Consider the following 15425-nt stretch of genomic DNA (forward strand, 5'->3'; position numbering starts at 1 on the left):
TCGTTAATTCATCAAGGGTAGGAAGGGCGCGGAACCAGCCCGCGGGCCAAAACCTTACTGCGCGAGACCCGAGTAAGAGTGCAGCCCGTTGAAGAACTGGTTCACGATGGTGAAGTTGAAGATCACGCACAGGTAGCCCACGATCGACAGCCAAGCAGCACGGGTCCCGGTCCAGCCACGGGTGGCGCGGGCGTGCAGGTAGCCGGCGTAGACCACCCAGATGACAAAGGTCCAGACTTCCTTGGTGTCCCAGCCCCAGAAACGACCCCAAGCCTTCTCGGCCCAGATGGCGCCGAACATGAGGGTGAAGGTCCAGCCCACGAATGCCACCGTGTTGATGCGGTAGGACAGGTTCTCCAGGCTCAAGGCATTAGGAACCAGGCGCATGAAGCCCAACTTGTCCAAGCCGCCGGCCATCAAGACCTTCTGCCGGTGCGATTGCACCAATTGCAGCGCGGACATGGCGAAGGTCAAGGTGAACAGGGACGCTGACATCACGGCGATGGAGACGTGGATGACCAGCCAGTAGCTCTGCAGTGCCGGAACCAAGTGGCCCACGGGGGTCCAGTACGCCACGGAGGCGGCCACCAGCATGATCACTGCCAGGCCAAGGACAAACGTGCCCAGGAAGCGCAGGTCGCGACGGATGAGCGACAACAGGAAGACGACCACAACCAGGAACGCGCCGGTGGTGAGGAACTCGTACATGTTGCCCCACGGCACGCGGCCTGCGCCGATCGCGCGGGTGATCACGCCGGCACCGTGGATTGCGACACCGATAATGGCGACCGCGACGGCAACACGAGCGGGAATGCGGCGCTCGGCGGCGTACTTCATGTCGCCGCCGGCGGTCTGGCTGACGGAGGTGACCGCCGACGTCGGGCGCTCAATGCGTCCGGCAGGTCCCCCGACGTCGTTCCCCCCAGCGCGGCCGGCAGCAACCGGAACCTTGGCCTCGGCGGCCACCGCGGAAGCTGCTTTCAGGTCCACCGCCCGCAGCGTCTTGCTGCTCTTGGCGAGGTCCCACGCGAAAGCGACGAACGCCACCGTGTAGGTGCCGGCTGCGAGCAGCATGAAAAGCTCGCTGTATTGGCCCATGGTTTCGTTGATGGGGAACATTACTGGTCCTTCGAGGTTGAGGAAGAAACGGTGTCGGTAGGTTGCTCCGCGGGGAGCAACCATTCGCGGTGCAGCAGTTCACGGATCGCGGCGGCTTCGCCGGCCAGCCTGTGGTCCTCGCCCCGGGCAAGGAGACCGTACTCCACCATTGTGCGCCCGTCGTCGTGGGTTCCGGTCCGGACCCAGACGCGGCGCCGGTTCAGGTAGAGCGAGAGAATCAAACCGGCAACCGCCAGAAGCGCAAAGATGAGTGCGGTGGCCTGGCCCGGATTGTGGTGAATGTCAACGCCAACGTACTTCTTGACGCCGTCGAAAGTGATGCTGCCCTTGCCGTTCGGAAGGGTGTAGGTGCCCCCCGGGGCGAGCGCGATGGCCTTGTCAGCCATGCCCCGGCCATTGAGCGGAGTCAGCTTCGCTACGTCAAGTTCGAAGACGTTCTGCGGGGCCCCCTTGTTCAGGCCGAGATCACCATAGTACGAGTTGAGGTTCAATTGCGGGTTGATGAGCTCGGGATCCCCACTGAAGGCGACACCCTTGTCCGTGACCATTGCGGTGGGGAGGAAGAAGCCCGCGAAGCCGAGCTGATCGGGCTTGGCATCGGGAACCTTGATGACCACTGAGGAGTAGTAGTTGTCACCTTGCAGCTTGGCCACCACGGGTCCCTGCATAGCGATGTTGCCGGCACGGTCCCGCACAGTGACCACGGGAGCGTAGCCGTTGCCCGTCAGGTAGATGCTGGTGTCGCCAAGCATCACGGGGTCGTTGACCTTGAGAACCTGCTTCTTGGCGGGCGCGTCCGGTGTGTCCTTGGTGGTAACGTCCGCCGTGAAGTCGATGGGCTGACCGAAGTGCGCTGGCGATTCCCGATCGAACTTGGCGTCGAACTTGTCCAGCTGGATGGAGTACGGCTGCAGCCAACTGCTCTGGAAGTTGGTGCCCGGGCTGAATTGGTCATAGCCCACCAAGGTGTTCACGAAGGTATCGCCTTCCACCAAGATGCGCTGCCCGCTGTAGCCGAACAGCCCGCCGACGGCAACGGAAACCAGTACCCCGATCAACGAGGCATGGAACACCAGGTTCCCCACTTCCTTGAGGAAGCCGCGCTCGGCACCCAAGGAAGGCATGGCGCCGTCGACGTCGCGCACCTCCACGCGGTAGCCGCGCTTCTTCAGCACCGCAGCGGCATCCGAAATAGCCTTCGACGCCGGGATCCCGGCGTCGGCGGGCAGCACCAGTGTGCCGTACTCCGGCAGTCGGGACAGACGTTTGGGCGTCCGCGGCGGTTGCGAGCGCATCGCCTTGTAGTGGGCGATGGCCCGCGGCGTGACGCAACCAATGAGCGAGATGAACAGCAGAATGTAGATGGCCGAGAACCAGGCCGAGGAGTACACGTCGTAGAGCTGCACCGAGTCAAGGATCTTGCCGTAATCCGGGTGGTCCTTGATGTACTGCGTCACGATTGAAGGGTTCGCCGGGCGCTGCGGGAACAACGAGCCCGGGACCGCCGCGACGGCCAAGAGCAACAGCAGGAACAGCGCGGTACGCATGCTGGTCAGCTGGGTCCAGGCCCAACGCAGCATGCCGACGATCCCCAGGACCGGCAGTGCTGCCTGGGCTTTAGCCCTGTCAACTGCCTTGTCGATCGCCTTGTCACCCGCGTTGCCAGCTTTCGCGGATTCGCTGGCGGACTTGTTGGACTTCTTTTTACCTTGCACGGGCTCGCTCATCAGATCGGCAACTTCACATCGGTTTGGAACCAGTACTGCAGCCCGGTAACCCAGGCGCCCCATACTCCCGTGGCCATCAGGATGCCGAGGAGGATCAGAATGCCCCCGCCCATCCGCTGGATGGCCAGGCGGTGTTTGCGGAAGAAGGACATCACACCGATGCCCCGGCGGACTGCGAGGGCGATCAGCAGGAAGGGGATACCCAGGCCAAGACTATAGACAAACGCCAGGAGTGCCCCCTTCGCCGCGGACGATCCCCCGGAGAGGCTCAGCAGCTGGACGGCGGAATAGGTCGGGCCGATACACGGCGCCCAGCCCAGCCCGAAGGTGATGCCCAACAACGGCGCACCCCACAGCCCGGCAGGAGGCTTGGCATGGATTTTGGCGTCGCGCTGCAACCAGCCAAAGCCGCCCAGGAAGACGACGCCCATGATGATCACCAGTGCGCCCAGCAATTGCGTGATCCACGCATTCTGCGGGCCGGTGATGAGGGTCCCCAACTGGCCAAAGGCACCGCCGAGCAGGACAAAAATCACGGAGAAGCCAAGGACGAACAGGCCGATTCCCGCGAGCATGCGCCCGCGCTTCTGCTTTTGGAGGTCGACGCCGGTCAGCCCGGTCACGTAGCCAAGGTAGCCAGGGACCAGGGGCAAGACGCATGGCGACAGGAAGGACACGAGTCCGGCCAGCAAGGCCACGGGAATGGCCAGCAGCAAGGAACCACTCAGGATGGTCTCGGCGAAGGGGCTGTTCACGCTGTCAGTGTCACCTACTCCGCAACCGCGGACGTAATGAGTGCTTTGAGGGTGCTCTTCTCGATTTCACCCAGGACTCGGGAGGCAACCTTGCCTTCTTTGTCCAGGACCAAGGTGGTGGGGACTGCTCCCGGAGGCACAATGCCGGAGACGGACAGCAGCACGGCGCCGTCCTTGTCATTGAAGCTGGGGTAGGTGAGCTTGAAGGTCTGGTCGAACGCATCGGCCGTGGCCTTCTCGTCCCGGAGATTCACGCCGTAGAACTGGACGCCCTTGCTCTTGAACTCCTGGTGCAGCTCTTCAAGGATCGGCGCCTCCACGCGGCACGGCGCGCACGCTGCGAACCAGAAGTTGAGGACAGTCACCTTGCCGAGCAAGTCCTGCGGAGCTATGGCAGTTCCGTCAAACAAAGTGCCCTTGATTCCGACGGCGGCCTTGCGGTCCGTTTTGGCGAATTCCGTCACCGAGCCGTCTCCGGCGACGTAGTTCTTGTTGTCGCCGGCTTTAGCCTGCTTCGCGAGTGCGTCTTCCTGGGCACAGGCGGACAGGCCCATGGTCAGTGCGGTCAGCGCCACTCCCCCCGCGGCGAGGATGGTGCGGCGGGAGGTCAGAGTTGCCCTGGTGGTCTCGGGGCCGGGGGTATTGCGGTCCATTCTCATGCTCCGGAGGTGCTCGCGGCTCCGGGCAGCAGCACGGCGGCGGGTTCGCTGTACTCCACCCGCGCAACCTTGCCGTCGTCGTCGAACACCAGCGACGTGAGTGACGTCAGCGTGCACTCGCGTTTGCGGGGATCGTGCCACAAGCGTCGCCCCTCCGCGCTGAGGCGCGTGGCGTAGATGGGAAGTTGGTGGCTGACGAGGATGGCCTCCGCGCGGTCGCCGCCGAGCCCGATCGCCTTCAGACGGGCGTCCTCGACGGCGGCACGCATCCGGGTGACCTGGTCCTTGTAGGACTCGCCCCAGGACGGACGCAGCGGGTTGCGGTACTCGAACCAGTGCTTGGGCTTGATGAACTCGGAGACGCTGGCCTTGAGCCCTTCGAAGTGGTTCTCGGCCTCAATGATCCGTGGTTCTGTGTGGATCTGAAGTTCCAACGCTTGGGAAGTGGGAAGGGCGGTTTCCTGCGCACGGGTCAACGGCGAGGAGACAAGGTAGACGATGTTCGCCCCTTGCGCGACGCGGGCAGCGAAGTGGTCCGCGAGCATCTTTGCCATCTCGCGGCCGCGTTCGGAGAGGTGGAATTCGGGCAACCTGCCGTACAGAATACGGTCGGGATTGTAGACCTCGCCATGGCGGAGCAGATGGACAGTTGCTTGGGGCATGTTTACCAGTTTCTCAAAGAAGGCGGGCGATCTGAAATCTTCTACGTTTCGTAGAACTGAAACTTTCTCCAGAATGTTCCCTGAAGGTGGAATAAAAGATGCATTTGCATGTTTATACTTGACACAAGGTTCGGTTGACACTTCAACTAAGTGTCGCCGAACGTCCGACGAAGCTACGACCCAACCTTCCCAAGGAGAACGCCATGACACTTCCCGCCAACGTCACCACCGGCATTTGGACCCTCGACAACTCCCACAGCGAGATCGGCTTCACCGTCCGCCACGCAGGCATCAGCAAGGTCCGCGGCCAGTTCACGGAAGCCGAGGCCACCCTGGAACTCGGCAGCGGCCTGTCTGACTCCAAGGTTGCCGCCACCATCCAGACCGCCAGCTTCGACTCGGGCGACGCAAACCGCGACGGCCACGTCAAAGGCGAGGACTTCTTCGACGTGGAGAAGTTCCCGGAAATCACTTTCGTCTCCCGCCACGTCAAGGCCAACGGAGACAGCTTCGACCTCGTGGGCGATCTGAGCATCAAGGGCGTCACCAAAGAGGTGACCATCGAGACCGAGTTCAACGGCGTGGCCGTTGACCCGTTCGGCAACACCCGGGCAGGCGTCTCCGGTGAGACCACCATCAGCCGCAAGGAGTTCGGCCTGACCTGGAACGCAGTGCTCGAGGCCGGCGGCGTGCTGGTCAGCGACAAGGTTGTCATCAACCTCGAGCTGGCATTCATCGCACCTGCCGCCTAGGCTGCCTGCCTCCTCGTCTGAATGGCGCCCTCGGGGCTGCGCGCGATCCATCGTGCAGCCCCGGAGGCGCCATTTCGTTACTTGCGGTGTCACCCGCCCATTGTTCGGCCAAAAGCCGATACTTAGCGGCGAATTGGCCAAGAATTTCCTATGAATCCTTAAACCTCAGGTCTACAGTGATGCCATGAGTAACCCAAACGAAGCTCCTCAGCCTCAGCAGCCCGGTGCTCAGCCACCGCAGCCCGGAGCCCAGCCTCAGCAGCCCGGAACCGTCCCTCCTGCGGGTTACCAGCCTCCGCAGGGATACCCAGCACCCCCGTCCTACCAACAGCCAGCCCCCGGTTACCAGCAGCCAGCCCCCGGCGGCCCCCAAACGGGCCAACCCGGGCATGCCGAAGGATTCCACTTCGAGATGCCCACCGACGCTCCCAAGAACTTCAACGACGTCCTGCCCAAGGGTGGCTTTTCCGGCATGTTCAAGGTCACCGGAATGCCCATCGAGCTGAAGGTCTCGTACTGGATCTGGCTTATCGGCGGGCTCTTGGGCCTCCTGGGCGGCCTGCTCGGGCTCTTTGGGTCCATGGTGCTTTTCGCGCTCGCGCCGGGACTCGCCGTCGTCGTCCTCCTTTTGGTACTGGTGGCGCTGGTTGTCGCGGCCGCCCAGATCGTCTTCGCGATGAAGATGAAGGAAGGCAAGGAGTGGGCCCGGCTCGCACTGACCGTCATTGCGGGTATTTCCCTGATTCTCTCGATCGTGGGAGGAGCGATGGCCAGCGGACAGAGCAACAACTGGTTCAGCTTTGTCATCAGCCTTGTGGCAACCGTCTTGATGTGGCTGCCCAATTCCCAGGCGTGGTTCAAGTCAGCGAAGAGCAGCGTCTAGCTCCAACGTTCCAAGCGGACTTTCAAGCTGAAGGCCGCGGCAGGACCTTCTGGGGACCCCGCGGCCTTCCCTTTGTCCCCGGAACCATCCAAGGAATTGCCGAAGCTCCTTCAGGGAGAATTCTTCGCCTGAATCATCCCGAGCGTTGTTCTGCCGGGGTACGGTGGAATTAAGCCAAGCTGGGGGCAGAGGCACGTTGCACCCGGCAGCCGTATCTGCAGTCGACACGCAAAGGAATGCCATGAGCACCCCTCCGTACCCGCCATCCACTCCAGGCGAAGATCCCACACCTGAGCCACCCAAATACGGCCAGCAGGCACCCCAACAGGGCCAGCAGGCACCGCAACAGGGCCAGCAGGCACCGCAACAGGGCCAGCAGCCTCAGTATGGCCAGCAAGCACCGCAGTATGGCCAGCAGGCCCCCCAGCAGCCGCAATATGGTCAGCCCTCCGTCCCGCAGTATGGCCAGCAGGCCCCCCAGCAGCCGCAATACGGTCAGCAGGCCCCGCAGTACGGCCAGCAGGCCCCCCAGCAGCCGCAATATGGTCAGCCCTCCGTCCCGCAGTACGGACAGAGTGGACCCGTCACGTGGCCGAGCCAGCAGCCTGCTTCGACGTCAGGTGTCCCGCAACTGGTCAACATCTCTTTCTGGCTCATCGTCGCCGCTGGCGTTCTGACCTTGATCGGGATTCCGTTTGCCATTGCGACGCTGAATTCTCCCGCTGGCAAGAGCATGATCGATCAGGCCTTGTCTGCACAGGGAGCCAACGCTTCAGGCATGGACACCAACAGTGTCATCAGCCTCGTGGTCACCATCACGGTTGTTTTCTCGGTGATCTTCGCGGGACTCTACGCTCTGGTTGCATTCAATGTCCGCAAAGGCAAGAACTGGGCCCGCATCCTGGGTACCGTCTTTGCCGCAATTTCCCTGTTGGGCCTGACCCAGATCGGTTTGGGCACCGTCACCATCCTCTTGGGCATCGCCGCGATCGTGCTGCTGTACTTGCCGGGCTCGGCCCCGTATTTCCGGAAGGCCCAGCCATTCGCGAACCCCTACAACCAGGCGCCGTACGGCCGCTAGGCCTGAGGCTCTTCGTCCTGTAGGCGCACGGCTCAGCAAACACTAACGGGCGCAGGCCCGGCTTGGCCTAAAGGGCCTGGCCCGGGGTCTGTGCCCGTTGTGCGTGATACGCAAGGATCTGCAACTCGGTGGCCATATCCACCTTGCGCAGATTCACGTGCGGCGGAACCTGGAGGAGTACGGGCGCGAAGCTGAGGATGCTGCGGATCCCCGCGCTGATCACGCGGTCGCAGACGTCCTGGGCTACCGCAGCCGGGAGGGCCAACACCACCATATTGGTGCCGGTCCGGTGCAGGACCATTTCAAGGTTCGCGGCGTCGCTGACCCGCAGCCAACCGACTTCGTTACCTATCACCATGGGATCGGCGTCGAGGATGGCCACCACGTCGAAACCCCGCGACTCGAATCCGCCGTACCGTGCCAAGGCTTTGCCCAGGTTGCCTGCGCCCACAATCGCCACTTTCCAGTCGTGGGTCAGGCCCAGCGCTGCAGCAATGTGCCGGCTCAGATACTGGACTTCATATCCGACACCGCGCGTTCCGTAGGAGCCAACGTAGGAGAGGTCCTTGCGCAAGGTGGAGGAGCTGACTCCCGACGCCTCGGCCAACGCCTCGGAAGAAACCCGTTCCACGCCTTCGCCCAACAGGGAATTCAGCGCGCGCAAGTAAAGCGTCATCCGGGCCACGGCCGCGGGCGGGATCTGCTTCGCGGCAGCGTCCTTGTCCTCGGGTACAGCGTCCCCTGGTGCAGCTTCGGCGGACGGTTCCAGCGCAGTCACGTTCTTCTCCATTGCGTCGCTTTGTTGTCCCACTCTATTGCCAACAAAGCACTGGACGCATGTTCAGGCGGCTAAGGCCTTCTTCAGGACCCGCACCAGCCTCACCTCATCGATTTTCCAGAAATCCCGCTGGATTCCGTCCACGAATACCACGGGGATCTCCTCGGCGTAGCGTTCGCGCAGTGCCGGGTCTGTATCGATCGACTGCTCAGTCCACGCAAGGCCCAGGCTTGAGGTCACGCGTTCGACGGCGTCACGCGCCGCGGCGCACAGGTGGCAGTCAGCTTTGGTGAGGAGTACGACGTCGGGATTCGGCATGGTTCAACGGTAGCCCCGCCCCTGCGGTGGCGTCGACACAGGGTCGACACAGTCGTCGCGCAAGCGTCGACACAGCCTGAAAGCAGCCCGCAACCCGACGTCGCTCAGCTCAAAGAACCCCCGACGCGGAACGCCGTAGCATCCCCGCGAACGGCACGGGGCCGGGCGATTGACTAGACTCATGGCATGCCCGTCGAGAAGAACGCCGTTGTGGCCACAGCGCCGGCTGCAACGCAGCAACACGGCGAAGCCGCATTCTTCGACGTCGACAACACCCTGATGAAGGGTGCCAGCCTCTTCCACGTCGCCCGGAAGATGTACGAACGCAAAGCGTTCACTCTGTCCCAAGCCGCAGGCTTCGCCTGGAAACAGTTCAAGTTTGTCCTGCGCGGCGAAAACATGGAGGACGTCCATTCCGTCCGGGATTCCGCCCTGGTCCTCGCGGCAGGCATCAAAGTGTCCGACATCAAGGAGCTGGGCGAAGAGGTCTACGACGAAATGATCGAGTCCCGGATCTGGCCGGGTACCAAGGCCTTGGCGGAACAGCATCTGCGTGTTGGCCGGAAGGTCTGGCTGGTCACTGCTACGCCCATCGAAGTCGCCACCGTCATTTCCACGCGGCTTGGACTGACCGGCGCATTGGGCACGGTGGGCGAGGTTGAAGATGGCGCCTACACTGGCCGCCTCGTAGGAGAAATCCTCCACGGCCCAGCCAAAGCCGTGGCCGTGCAGCGCGTGGCTGACGAAGAAGGCCTGGATTTGAACCGCTGCTGGGCGTATAGCGATTCACATAACGACATCCCGCTGCTCACTTTGGTGGGTCACCCGGTGTGTATCAATCCCGACGCCGGACTGCGCCGCCATGCTCGGGAGAACAATTGGCCTGTCTATGACTTCCGCTCCGGCCGCCGGGCAGCCACGCTCGGCCTCAAAGCCGCCACTGTCGGAGGCGCCGTGTACGGCCTCTGGCGGGGTTTCTCCAAGTTCCGCAGCCCGAGGGCCTGACTCACACGCACCGCCCGCCGGCCTCTGACTCCCTAGCCAGCGACGCTCGCTCACTTTTGTGCCGGTTTCGGCCGATCCTCCTGCAGTTCTTTCGGCGAAAAGACGAACCCTCCTGCACATGATGCAAAGACGGGATTCAGTGTTATGCCCCAAAGGTGCAGGAGGGTTCCACGATTTGGCCGCGTAAGTGAGCGAGCGTCGTCGAAACAAGCGACAAACGTGAGCGAGCGTCGTCGAAACAAGCGACAAACGTGAGCGAGCGTCGTCGAAACAAGCGACAAACGTGAGCGAGCGTCGTCGAAACAAGCGACAAACGTGAGCGAGCGTCGTCGGGCCCCGCACGCAAAAATGCCCGCAGCCTCGAAAGGCAACGGGCATTCACGCTATAGGAAGTATCTCTACTTCTTGTTGCGGCGCTGGTGGCGGGTCTTGCGAAGCAGCTTGCGGTGCTTCTTCTTGGCCATACGCTTGCGGCGCTTCTTAATAACTGAACCCACGAAAGTTCCTTACCAAACTAGATGAAGGCTCTGTCTGCTGGGTGAGGTCCTTCTACTGAGTAACAGAGTACTGAGCAACAGACTTTACAACTGACAGATTCTTACAATGACGTAAAACGTTCCTTAACAGGGTACCGCCTATCAGGGGCACCCAATGACCGCCGGGCCCTCAGGGGAACCAAGCAAGGCTCAGGCGGTCTCTGAGTGTCCGTCCACGACTGCTCCCTTGAGGTACTGGCTCACTGCTTCCTCAGGGACACGGAATGATCGTCCAAAACGGACGGCTGGCATTTCTCCCGAGTGAACCAGGCGGTACACGGTCATTTTAGAAACCCGGAGGACTTCGGCGACTTCGGCCACTGTCATGAAACGCGCGTTCGAGAAGTTAGCCTCTGCGGACATTTCTCCATATTCCTTTGCTCTCAGCGGTTAGCGGCGAACCCCAGCATTCATTACCTGGTGTGCCGATGCTGAGCCATCAAACAACCATGTGCTAGATACTCTAGAGGCTGCTGGTACGAAAGTGAAAGTCTTTCGGCCAACTCGGGGCTCGGGTTCCGCTAGTCCGCAGCCGCCACCCGACGCTTGCGGGCCGAGGCCGCCAACTGGCCCAGGACGGACACCGTGACGTCCCATTCCATGCAGGCGTCAGTAACACTCTGGCCGTACACCAAGTCCTGCTCCCCGGCCAGCTGCCGCTCCACATCCAGGTTCTGCGCCCCGCCTACCAGGAAGCTTTCCAGCATGACGCCGGCGATCGGCGAAGCCACGTTGTCCTCCAGCTGGGCGCCGATCTCCAGGGCCACCTCGGCCTGGCGGTGGTGGCTCTTGCCGCTGTTGGCGTGGCTCGCGTCCACGATCAGCCGGGGATTCAGTCCCTTGCCCGAGAGCTTCTCCGAGGCGGCAGCGACGTCGGCGGCGGAGTAGTTCGGTCCCTTGCGGCCTCCGCGGAGGATCACATGGGTGTCCGGGTTGCCCGACGTCGCCACGAGGGCGGCACGGCCATCGCCGTCGATCCCCAAGAACGCCTGAGGGGCGGCGGACGCACCGCAAGCATCGATCGCTACCTGGAGGTCGCCGTCGGTTCCGTTCTTGAAGCCGATCGGCATGGACAGACCGGAGGCGAGCTGGCGGTGGATCTGGCTCTCGGTGGTGCGGGCACCAATGGCGCCCCACGCCACGAGGTCGGCCATGTACTGGGGGCTGATGGGTTCCAGGAACTCGGTAGCCGTCGGCAGGCCCAAGGCTGTGACTTGCTGCAGGAATCCACGCGCCGCACGGAGGCCGGCCGCGATGTCGTGGCTGCCGTCCAAGTGGGGATCGTTGATGAGGCCCTTCCAGCCGACCGTGGTGCGCGGCTTCTCGAAGTAGGCCCGCATGACGATCAGGAGGTCTTCTTTGTGCTTCTCGGCCTGGCTGACGAGGCGACGGGCGTATTCCAGCCCGGCCTTGGGGTCGTGGATGGAGCACGGGCCAACGATCACCAGGAGGCGGTCGTCCACGCCGTCCATGATGGCGCGGACTCCATCACGCCCGCGCTCGACGACGGCCGCGGCCCTCGCGTCCAGGGGCAGTTCCGCAATGATGTCCTGCGGCGTGGGGAGCGGTTCGAAGCGGCTGACACGCAGGTTCGACGTCGACTGCGCGGCGGCATTCTCGACGTCGGCGTGATGTGTGGTGGGCTCTGCGGCGATGCTGGTCATGAAGTGGGTCCTGTTCCGGAGAGGAGCGGACCCTACTCAGAGCCCGCCTGGAAATGGCGAAGGGCAGAGAATGATCTCTGCCCTGTTGGCTCTGAAGGAAAGTTGGATGCGTGTCAGTTAGACGCGGGCCCCTCCAGAGCCAACGAAAAATACGCATACCAACGGTTAGTCATAGCCAAACCATAGCGTCGGTTTCCCGGTGCCCGCAAATCGAAATGCAACGACATCAAGAGAAACCGCTTCCCCGCGCACTATAAACTTCACCTCAGAACAACGTTGCCGGTCCCATAAGAAGGCGGGCAACTCCAGAAAGGAACCCATGCCAGGCAGAAGAAACACCCGGCGGGTGGGCATCGCAGATGTGGCATCCATGGCCGGCGTTTCGCATGCCACCGTTTCCCGCGTCATGAACGGTAATACCACTGTGGACGCGGACATTGCCGCGCGCGTTCGCGTGGCCGCCTCCGAGCTGAAATACAAGCCGAACCCGGTGGGCCGGAGCCTGGCCCTGGGGAAAACAGACACGATCGGAATCGTGGTTCCGGATCTTTCCAACCCCACGTTCCAGGCCATCCTTCGCGGGCTCAGCATTGCCGCCGCCCGCGACGGCTACCGCGTCTTGATCGCGGACTCATCCGAGGTTTCCAGTGAAGAGGCAATTCTCGCGGGAGAAGCCCGGCGGCGTTGCGACGGCGTCGTTCTCTGCGCCCCCCGCATGAGCGACGCCGAACTCGAAGAACTCGCCCCCACGCTCTATCCCCTCGTCCTCATCAACCGGACCACCGAGTCTGTGCCGACACCCAGCCTCGTAGTGGACTACGGCCAAGGCATCCAGGAACTTGCCGCCCATCTCGTTGAGCTGGGCCATCGCAAACTGGCCTACCTGACAGGGCCGGACCGCAGCGCGTCCAACGTTCAGCGGCTCCGCGGGCTCGAGAAGTTCACGGCTGAGTACCCGGACGTCGAATTGCGGTTCATTCCCGGCGGCAATACGTTCGACGCCGGATTCGAGTCGAGCGATGCCGTCGCCTCATGTGGTGCCACCGGCATCCTCGTCTTCAACGACGTCGCCGCGATGGGCCTGTTGAGCGGGCTGAGCCAGCGTGGAATCCGCGTACCGGAAGACTTGTCGCTGACGGGTTTCGATGACATGCCGTTCGCCCGGTACACGATGCCTCCGCTGACCACAGCCGCCGTGCCGATCTCCGACCTCGGGGATCTCGCGTGGCGCCGCATGCGGGAGCAGATCCAGGCCAACGACGCCGCCTCCCCCACGAACTACTTCCCGCCGCAGATTAAGCTCAGGGGCAGCACGGGGCCAGTCAAGGCCTAGTTTCCGCAGGCGGCTGCCCTAGCCCGGCCTCGCGGTAGTACCCTTCGATGTGCGCGGCTACGAGCGTCGCTGCCCGGGCGCCGTCGCCGTCGTTCACTGCCGCCAAAATGGCACGGTGCTCACAGCGCAGGCGCTTGGCCGTGCTATCCCAATCCGGCAGGTTTGCCGTGAGGGCCGCGGCGTAGCCCTCAATCGCTTCACGCAGCGAGCCCATGATGGTGCTCACCACGGCATTTCCCGCCGCTTCGGCCAACGCCAAGTGAAAGGCGACGTCCAGGGCGAGGAAGTCGTCGACGGCGGAGCTCGAGTCCATTTCGTCAAGTAACCGTGCCGCTTCCTTGAGTTCGGAGGCGTCGGCTTTGGCGCGGGACACCGCCCACGATTCGAGCAAGACCCGCGTTTGCACGATATCCGCAACGGGCAAATGCTGGGTGGCCACATGGAGGCGGAGCGCTGAGCCGAGGGCCGTGGCCGGTTCTGCGATGACCACCGTCCCGGCGTCCTTGCCCGAGCCTACGCTCGCCCGCACCACGCCCATGGCTTCCAGGATCCGGATGGCTTCGCGCACCGAGGTCCGTGAGACTTCCAATTGTTCGGCGAGTGCCCGTTCGGCGGGAAGCCGTCCACCCAGCACCAAGTGCCCGTCGGACAATTGTTTTTCGATCCAGCTCAGGACGAGCTCGTGCGTTCGCATGCATAAATACTAGTTGATGTGGTTGGACCACATGACATAGAGTGTGGTCTAACCACACAGTCAATCCTGGAGACAGCACCATGACGCAGACCGTCCAGCCGAACAGCACCCCTTCCCCTGAGGTGCCCGCGAAAGCCCCCACCGCCGTCGGGCGTCCCGCTGCACTCAAGCGTCGGGTTCCCAAATACGCGGACCTGGCCCCCCTGATGAAGTTCAAGAAGCCCGAGTTCAGCAACGCGGCGAAGCTGCGGCGCGCATCCACCATTTGGGAACTGCGGGACATGGCCAAGCGGCGAACTCCCCAGGCACCATTCGACTACACGGATGGTGCTGCGGAAGCCGAGATCACCCTTCGCCGGGCCCGCCAGGCTTTCCAGGACATCGAGTTCCGGCCGGGGATCCTGCGCGACGTCTCCAGCATTGACCTCGGCACCGAGATTCTGGGCAAGGAGTCTCGGCTTCCTTTCGGCATCGCGCCCACGGGATTCACGCGCATGATGCAGTCGGAGGGTGAGTACGCGGGCTCGCAGGCTGCCGAAGCGGCTGGCATTCCTTACACCCTGTCCACGATGGGCACGGCCTCCATCGAGGACGTGGCTGCGGCGGCTCCGAACGGCCGCAACTGGTTCCAGCTGTACCTCTGGACGGACCGGGACCGCTCCCTCGAACTGATCGAGCGCGCCGACAAGGCCGGAAACGACACCCTCATGGTCACGGTGGATACCGCCGTCGCGGGCGCTCGGTTGCGGGACGTCCGCAACGGCATGACCATTCCGCCGGCACTCACCGTGAAGACCGTGCTGGACGCCTCGTACCGGCCCGCTTGGTGGTTCAACTTCCTCACGCACGAGCCGCTGACCTTCGCCTCGCTCTCGCGCTATACGGGCACCGTGGCGGACCTCATCAACTCCATGTTCGATCCCACCCTGACCTTCGATGATCTCGACTGGCTGCGCGAAACGTGGAAGGGCAAGCTGGTGGTCAAGGGCATCCAGACCGTCGAAGATGCCCGCAAAGTGGTGGACCACGGCGCGGACGGCGTGGTGGTCTCCAACCACGGCGGACGCCAACTGGACCGCGCCCCGATTCCGCTGCACCTCGTTCCAGAGGTCTCCGCCGCTCTGAAAGACAGCGACGCGGCCGTCATCCTGGACACGGGCATCATGAGCGGCGCGGACATCGTGGCAGCCCTGGCACTCGGTGCAGACTTCGCGCTGATCGGCAGGGCCTACCTCTACGGGCTCATGGCCGGCGGCCGCGCAGGCGTGGACCGCACCATCCAGATCCTGGAGAAGGACATGGCCCGCACCATGGCCCTGCTTGGAGTCACCAAAGTCTCGGAACTCAACCCGGACCATGTGCGCCTACTGCAGCGCTAGGCCGGGCTGCCCAACTAACTCGCAGTTGTTGTCGTTTTGGGGCCTCAAAACGACAACAAATGCGAGTTAGTTGGGTGGGG

17 protein-coding genes are annotated in these 15425 nt (G+C 63.0%); 6 read left to right on the top strand and 11 right to left on the bottom strand.

What is annotated here, in order from left to right; genetic code table 11:
* Positions 1–54: 54 nt before the first annotated feature.
* The 5 genes from ccsB to AC1DLO_RS05505 form a co-directional block, all read right to left on the bottom strand.
* Positions 55–1119, bottom strand: a complete 1065-nt coding sequence (gene ccsB / locus AC1DLO_RS05485) for a c-type cytochrome biogenesis protein CcsB (protein WP_476889550.1) — start codon at positions 1117–1119, stop codon at positions 55–57.
* Positions 1119–2699: a cytochrome c biogenesis protein ResB gene (gene resB, locus AC1DLO_RS05490; RefSeq protein ID WP_476889619.1), complete on the bottom strand. Its 1581-nt coding sequence runs from the start codon at positions 2697–2699 to the stop codon at positions 1119–1121. Before resB ends, ccsB begins: the two co-directional genes overlap by 1 nt.
* Before the next feature lie 146 nt (positions 2700–2845).
* Complete coding sequence (locus tag AC1DLO_RS05495) at positions 2846–3601, bottom strand: cytochrome c biogenesis CcdA family protein (protein ID WP_184738693.1); 756 nt, start codon at positions 3599–3601, stop codon at positions 2846–2848.
* Positions 3602–3615: 14 nt separating this feature from the next.
* A complete protein-coding gene (locus AC1DLO_RS05500; protein WP_260404891.1) occupies positions 3616–4254 on the bottom strand; it encodes a TlpA family protein disulfide reductase in 639 nt (212 codons plus the stop codon).
* Positions 4255–4256: 2 nt separating this feature from the next.
* On the bottom strand, positions 4257–4922 hold the full coding sequence (locus AC1DLO_RS05505) for a histidine phosphatase family protein (RefSeq protein WP_184738697.1): 666 nt from the start codon (positions 4920–4922) through the stop codon (positions 4257–4259).
* A gap of 203 nt (positions 4923–5125) precedes the next feature.
* Here AC1DLO_RS05505 and AC1DLO_RS05510 point away from each other — a divergent pair, with 203 nt between their 5' ends.
* The 3 genes from AC1DLO_RS05510 to AC1DLO_RS05520 all read left to right on the top strand — a co-directional run bounded on the left by AC1DLO_RS05510 (position 5126) and on the right by AC1DLO_RS05520 (position 7638).
* Positions 5126–5674 carry a YceI family protein gene (locus AC1DLO_RS05510; RefSeq protein WP_184738699.1) on the top strand — a complete coding sequence of 183 codons (549 nt, stop codon included), beginning with the start codon at positions 5126–5128 and terminating at the stop codon, positions 5672–5674.
* A 184-nt stretch (positions 5675–5858) separates the two neighbouring features.
* Positions 5859–6557 carry a hypothetical protein gene (locus tag AC1DLO_RS05515; protein ID WP_476889551.1) on the top strand — a complete coding sequence of 233 codons (699 nt, stop codon included), beginning with the start codon at positions 5859–5861 and terminating at the stop codon, positions 6555–6557.
* A gap of 241 nt (positions 6558–6798) precedes the next feature.
* Positions 6799–7638: a hypothetical protein gene (locus AC1DLO_RS05520; RefSeq protein ID WP_476889552.1), complete on the top strand. Its 840-nt coding sequence runs from the start codon at positions 6799–6801 to the stop codon at positions 7636–7638.
* A 67-nt stretch (positions 7639–7705) separates the two neighbouring features.
* Here the strand turns inward: AC1DLO_RS05520 and AC1DLO_RS05525 are convergent, their stop codons facing one another.
* Entirely contained in the window at positions 7706–8428 is a 723-nt protein-coding gene (locus AC1DLO_RS05525; RefSeq protein ID WP_184738704.1) for a redox-sensing transcriptional repressor Rex, read from the bottom strand.
* 51 nt (positions 8429–8479) lie between these two features.
* Positions 8480–8734, bottom strand: a complete 255-nt coding sequence (locus AC1DLO_RS05530; RefSeq protein WP_184738706.1) for a glutaredoxin family protein — start codon at positions 8732–8734, stop codon at positions 8480–8482.
* 186 nt (positions 8735–8920) lie between these two features.
* Between AC1DLO_RS05530 and AC1DLO_RS05535 the strand changes: the two genes are divergently transcribed.
* Positions 8921–9739 carry an HAD family hydrolase gene (locus tag AC1DLO_RS05535; protein WP_184738707.1) on the top strand — a complete coding sequence of 273 codons (819 nt, stop codon included), beginning with the start codon at positions 8921–8923 and terminating at the stop codon, positions 9737–9739.
* Positions 9740–10137: 398 nt separating this feature from the next.
* Here the strand turns inward: AC1DLO_RS05535 and AC1DLO_RS05540 are convergent, their stop codons facing one another.
* The 3 genes from AC1DLO_RS05540 to AC1DLO_RS05550 all read right to left on the bottom strand — a co-directional run bounded on the left by AC1DLO_RS05540 (position 10138) and on the right by AC1DLO_RS05550 (position 11939).
* Entirely contained in the window at positions 10138–10236 is a 99-nt protein-coding gene (locus AC1DLO_RS05540; protein ID WP_003792170.1) for a 30S ribosomal protein bS22, read from the bottom strand.
* 189 nt (positions 10237–10425) lie between these two features.
* Complete coding sequence (locus AC1DLO_RS05545) at positions 10426–10638, bottom strand: helix-turn-helix domain-containing protein (protein ID WP_184738709.1); 213 nt, start codon at positions 10636–10638, stop codon at positions 10426–10428.
* 158 nt (positions 10639–10796) lie between these two features.
* Complete coding sequence (locus AC1DLO_RS05550; RefSeq protein ID WP_184738711.1) at positions 10797–11939, bottom strand: 3-deoxy-7-phosphoheptulonate synthase; 1143 nt, start codon at positions 11937–11939, stop codon at positions 10797–10799.
* A gap of 319 nt (positions 11940–12258) precedes the next feature.
* Between AC1DLO_RS05550 and AC1DLO_RS05555 the strand changes: the two genes are divergently transcribed.
* Positions 12259–13272 carry a LacI family DNA-binding transcriptional regulator gene (locus AC1DLO_RS05555; protein WP_184738727.1) on the top strand — a complete coding sequence of 338 codons (1014 nt, stop codon included), beginning with the start codon at positions 12259–12261 and terminating at the stop codon, positions 13270–13272.
* On the opposite strand, the gene AC1DLO_RS05560 is transcribed toward AC1DLO_RS05555, so the two are convergent.
* Entirely contained in the window at positions 13262–13966 is a 705-nt protein-coding gene (locus AC1DLO_RS05560) for a FadR/GntR family transcriptional regulator (protein ID WP_476914425.1), read from the bottom strand. The genes AC1DLO_RS05555 and AC1DLO_RS05560 overlap by 11 nt on opposite strands.
* A gap of 80 nt (positions 13967–14046) precedes the next feature.
* Between AC1DLO_RS05560 and AC1DLO_RS05565 the strand changes: the two genes are divergently transcribed.
* On the top strand, positions 14047–15345 hold the full coding sequence (locus AC1DLO_RS05565; protein ID WP_311770552.1) for an alpha-hydroxy acid oxidase: 1299 nt from the start codon (positions 14047–14049) through the stop codon (positions 15343–15345).
* Positions 15346–15425 lie beyond the last annotated feature (80 nt).

This window comes from Arthrobacter sp. 01T419 (assembly GCF_056398865.1).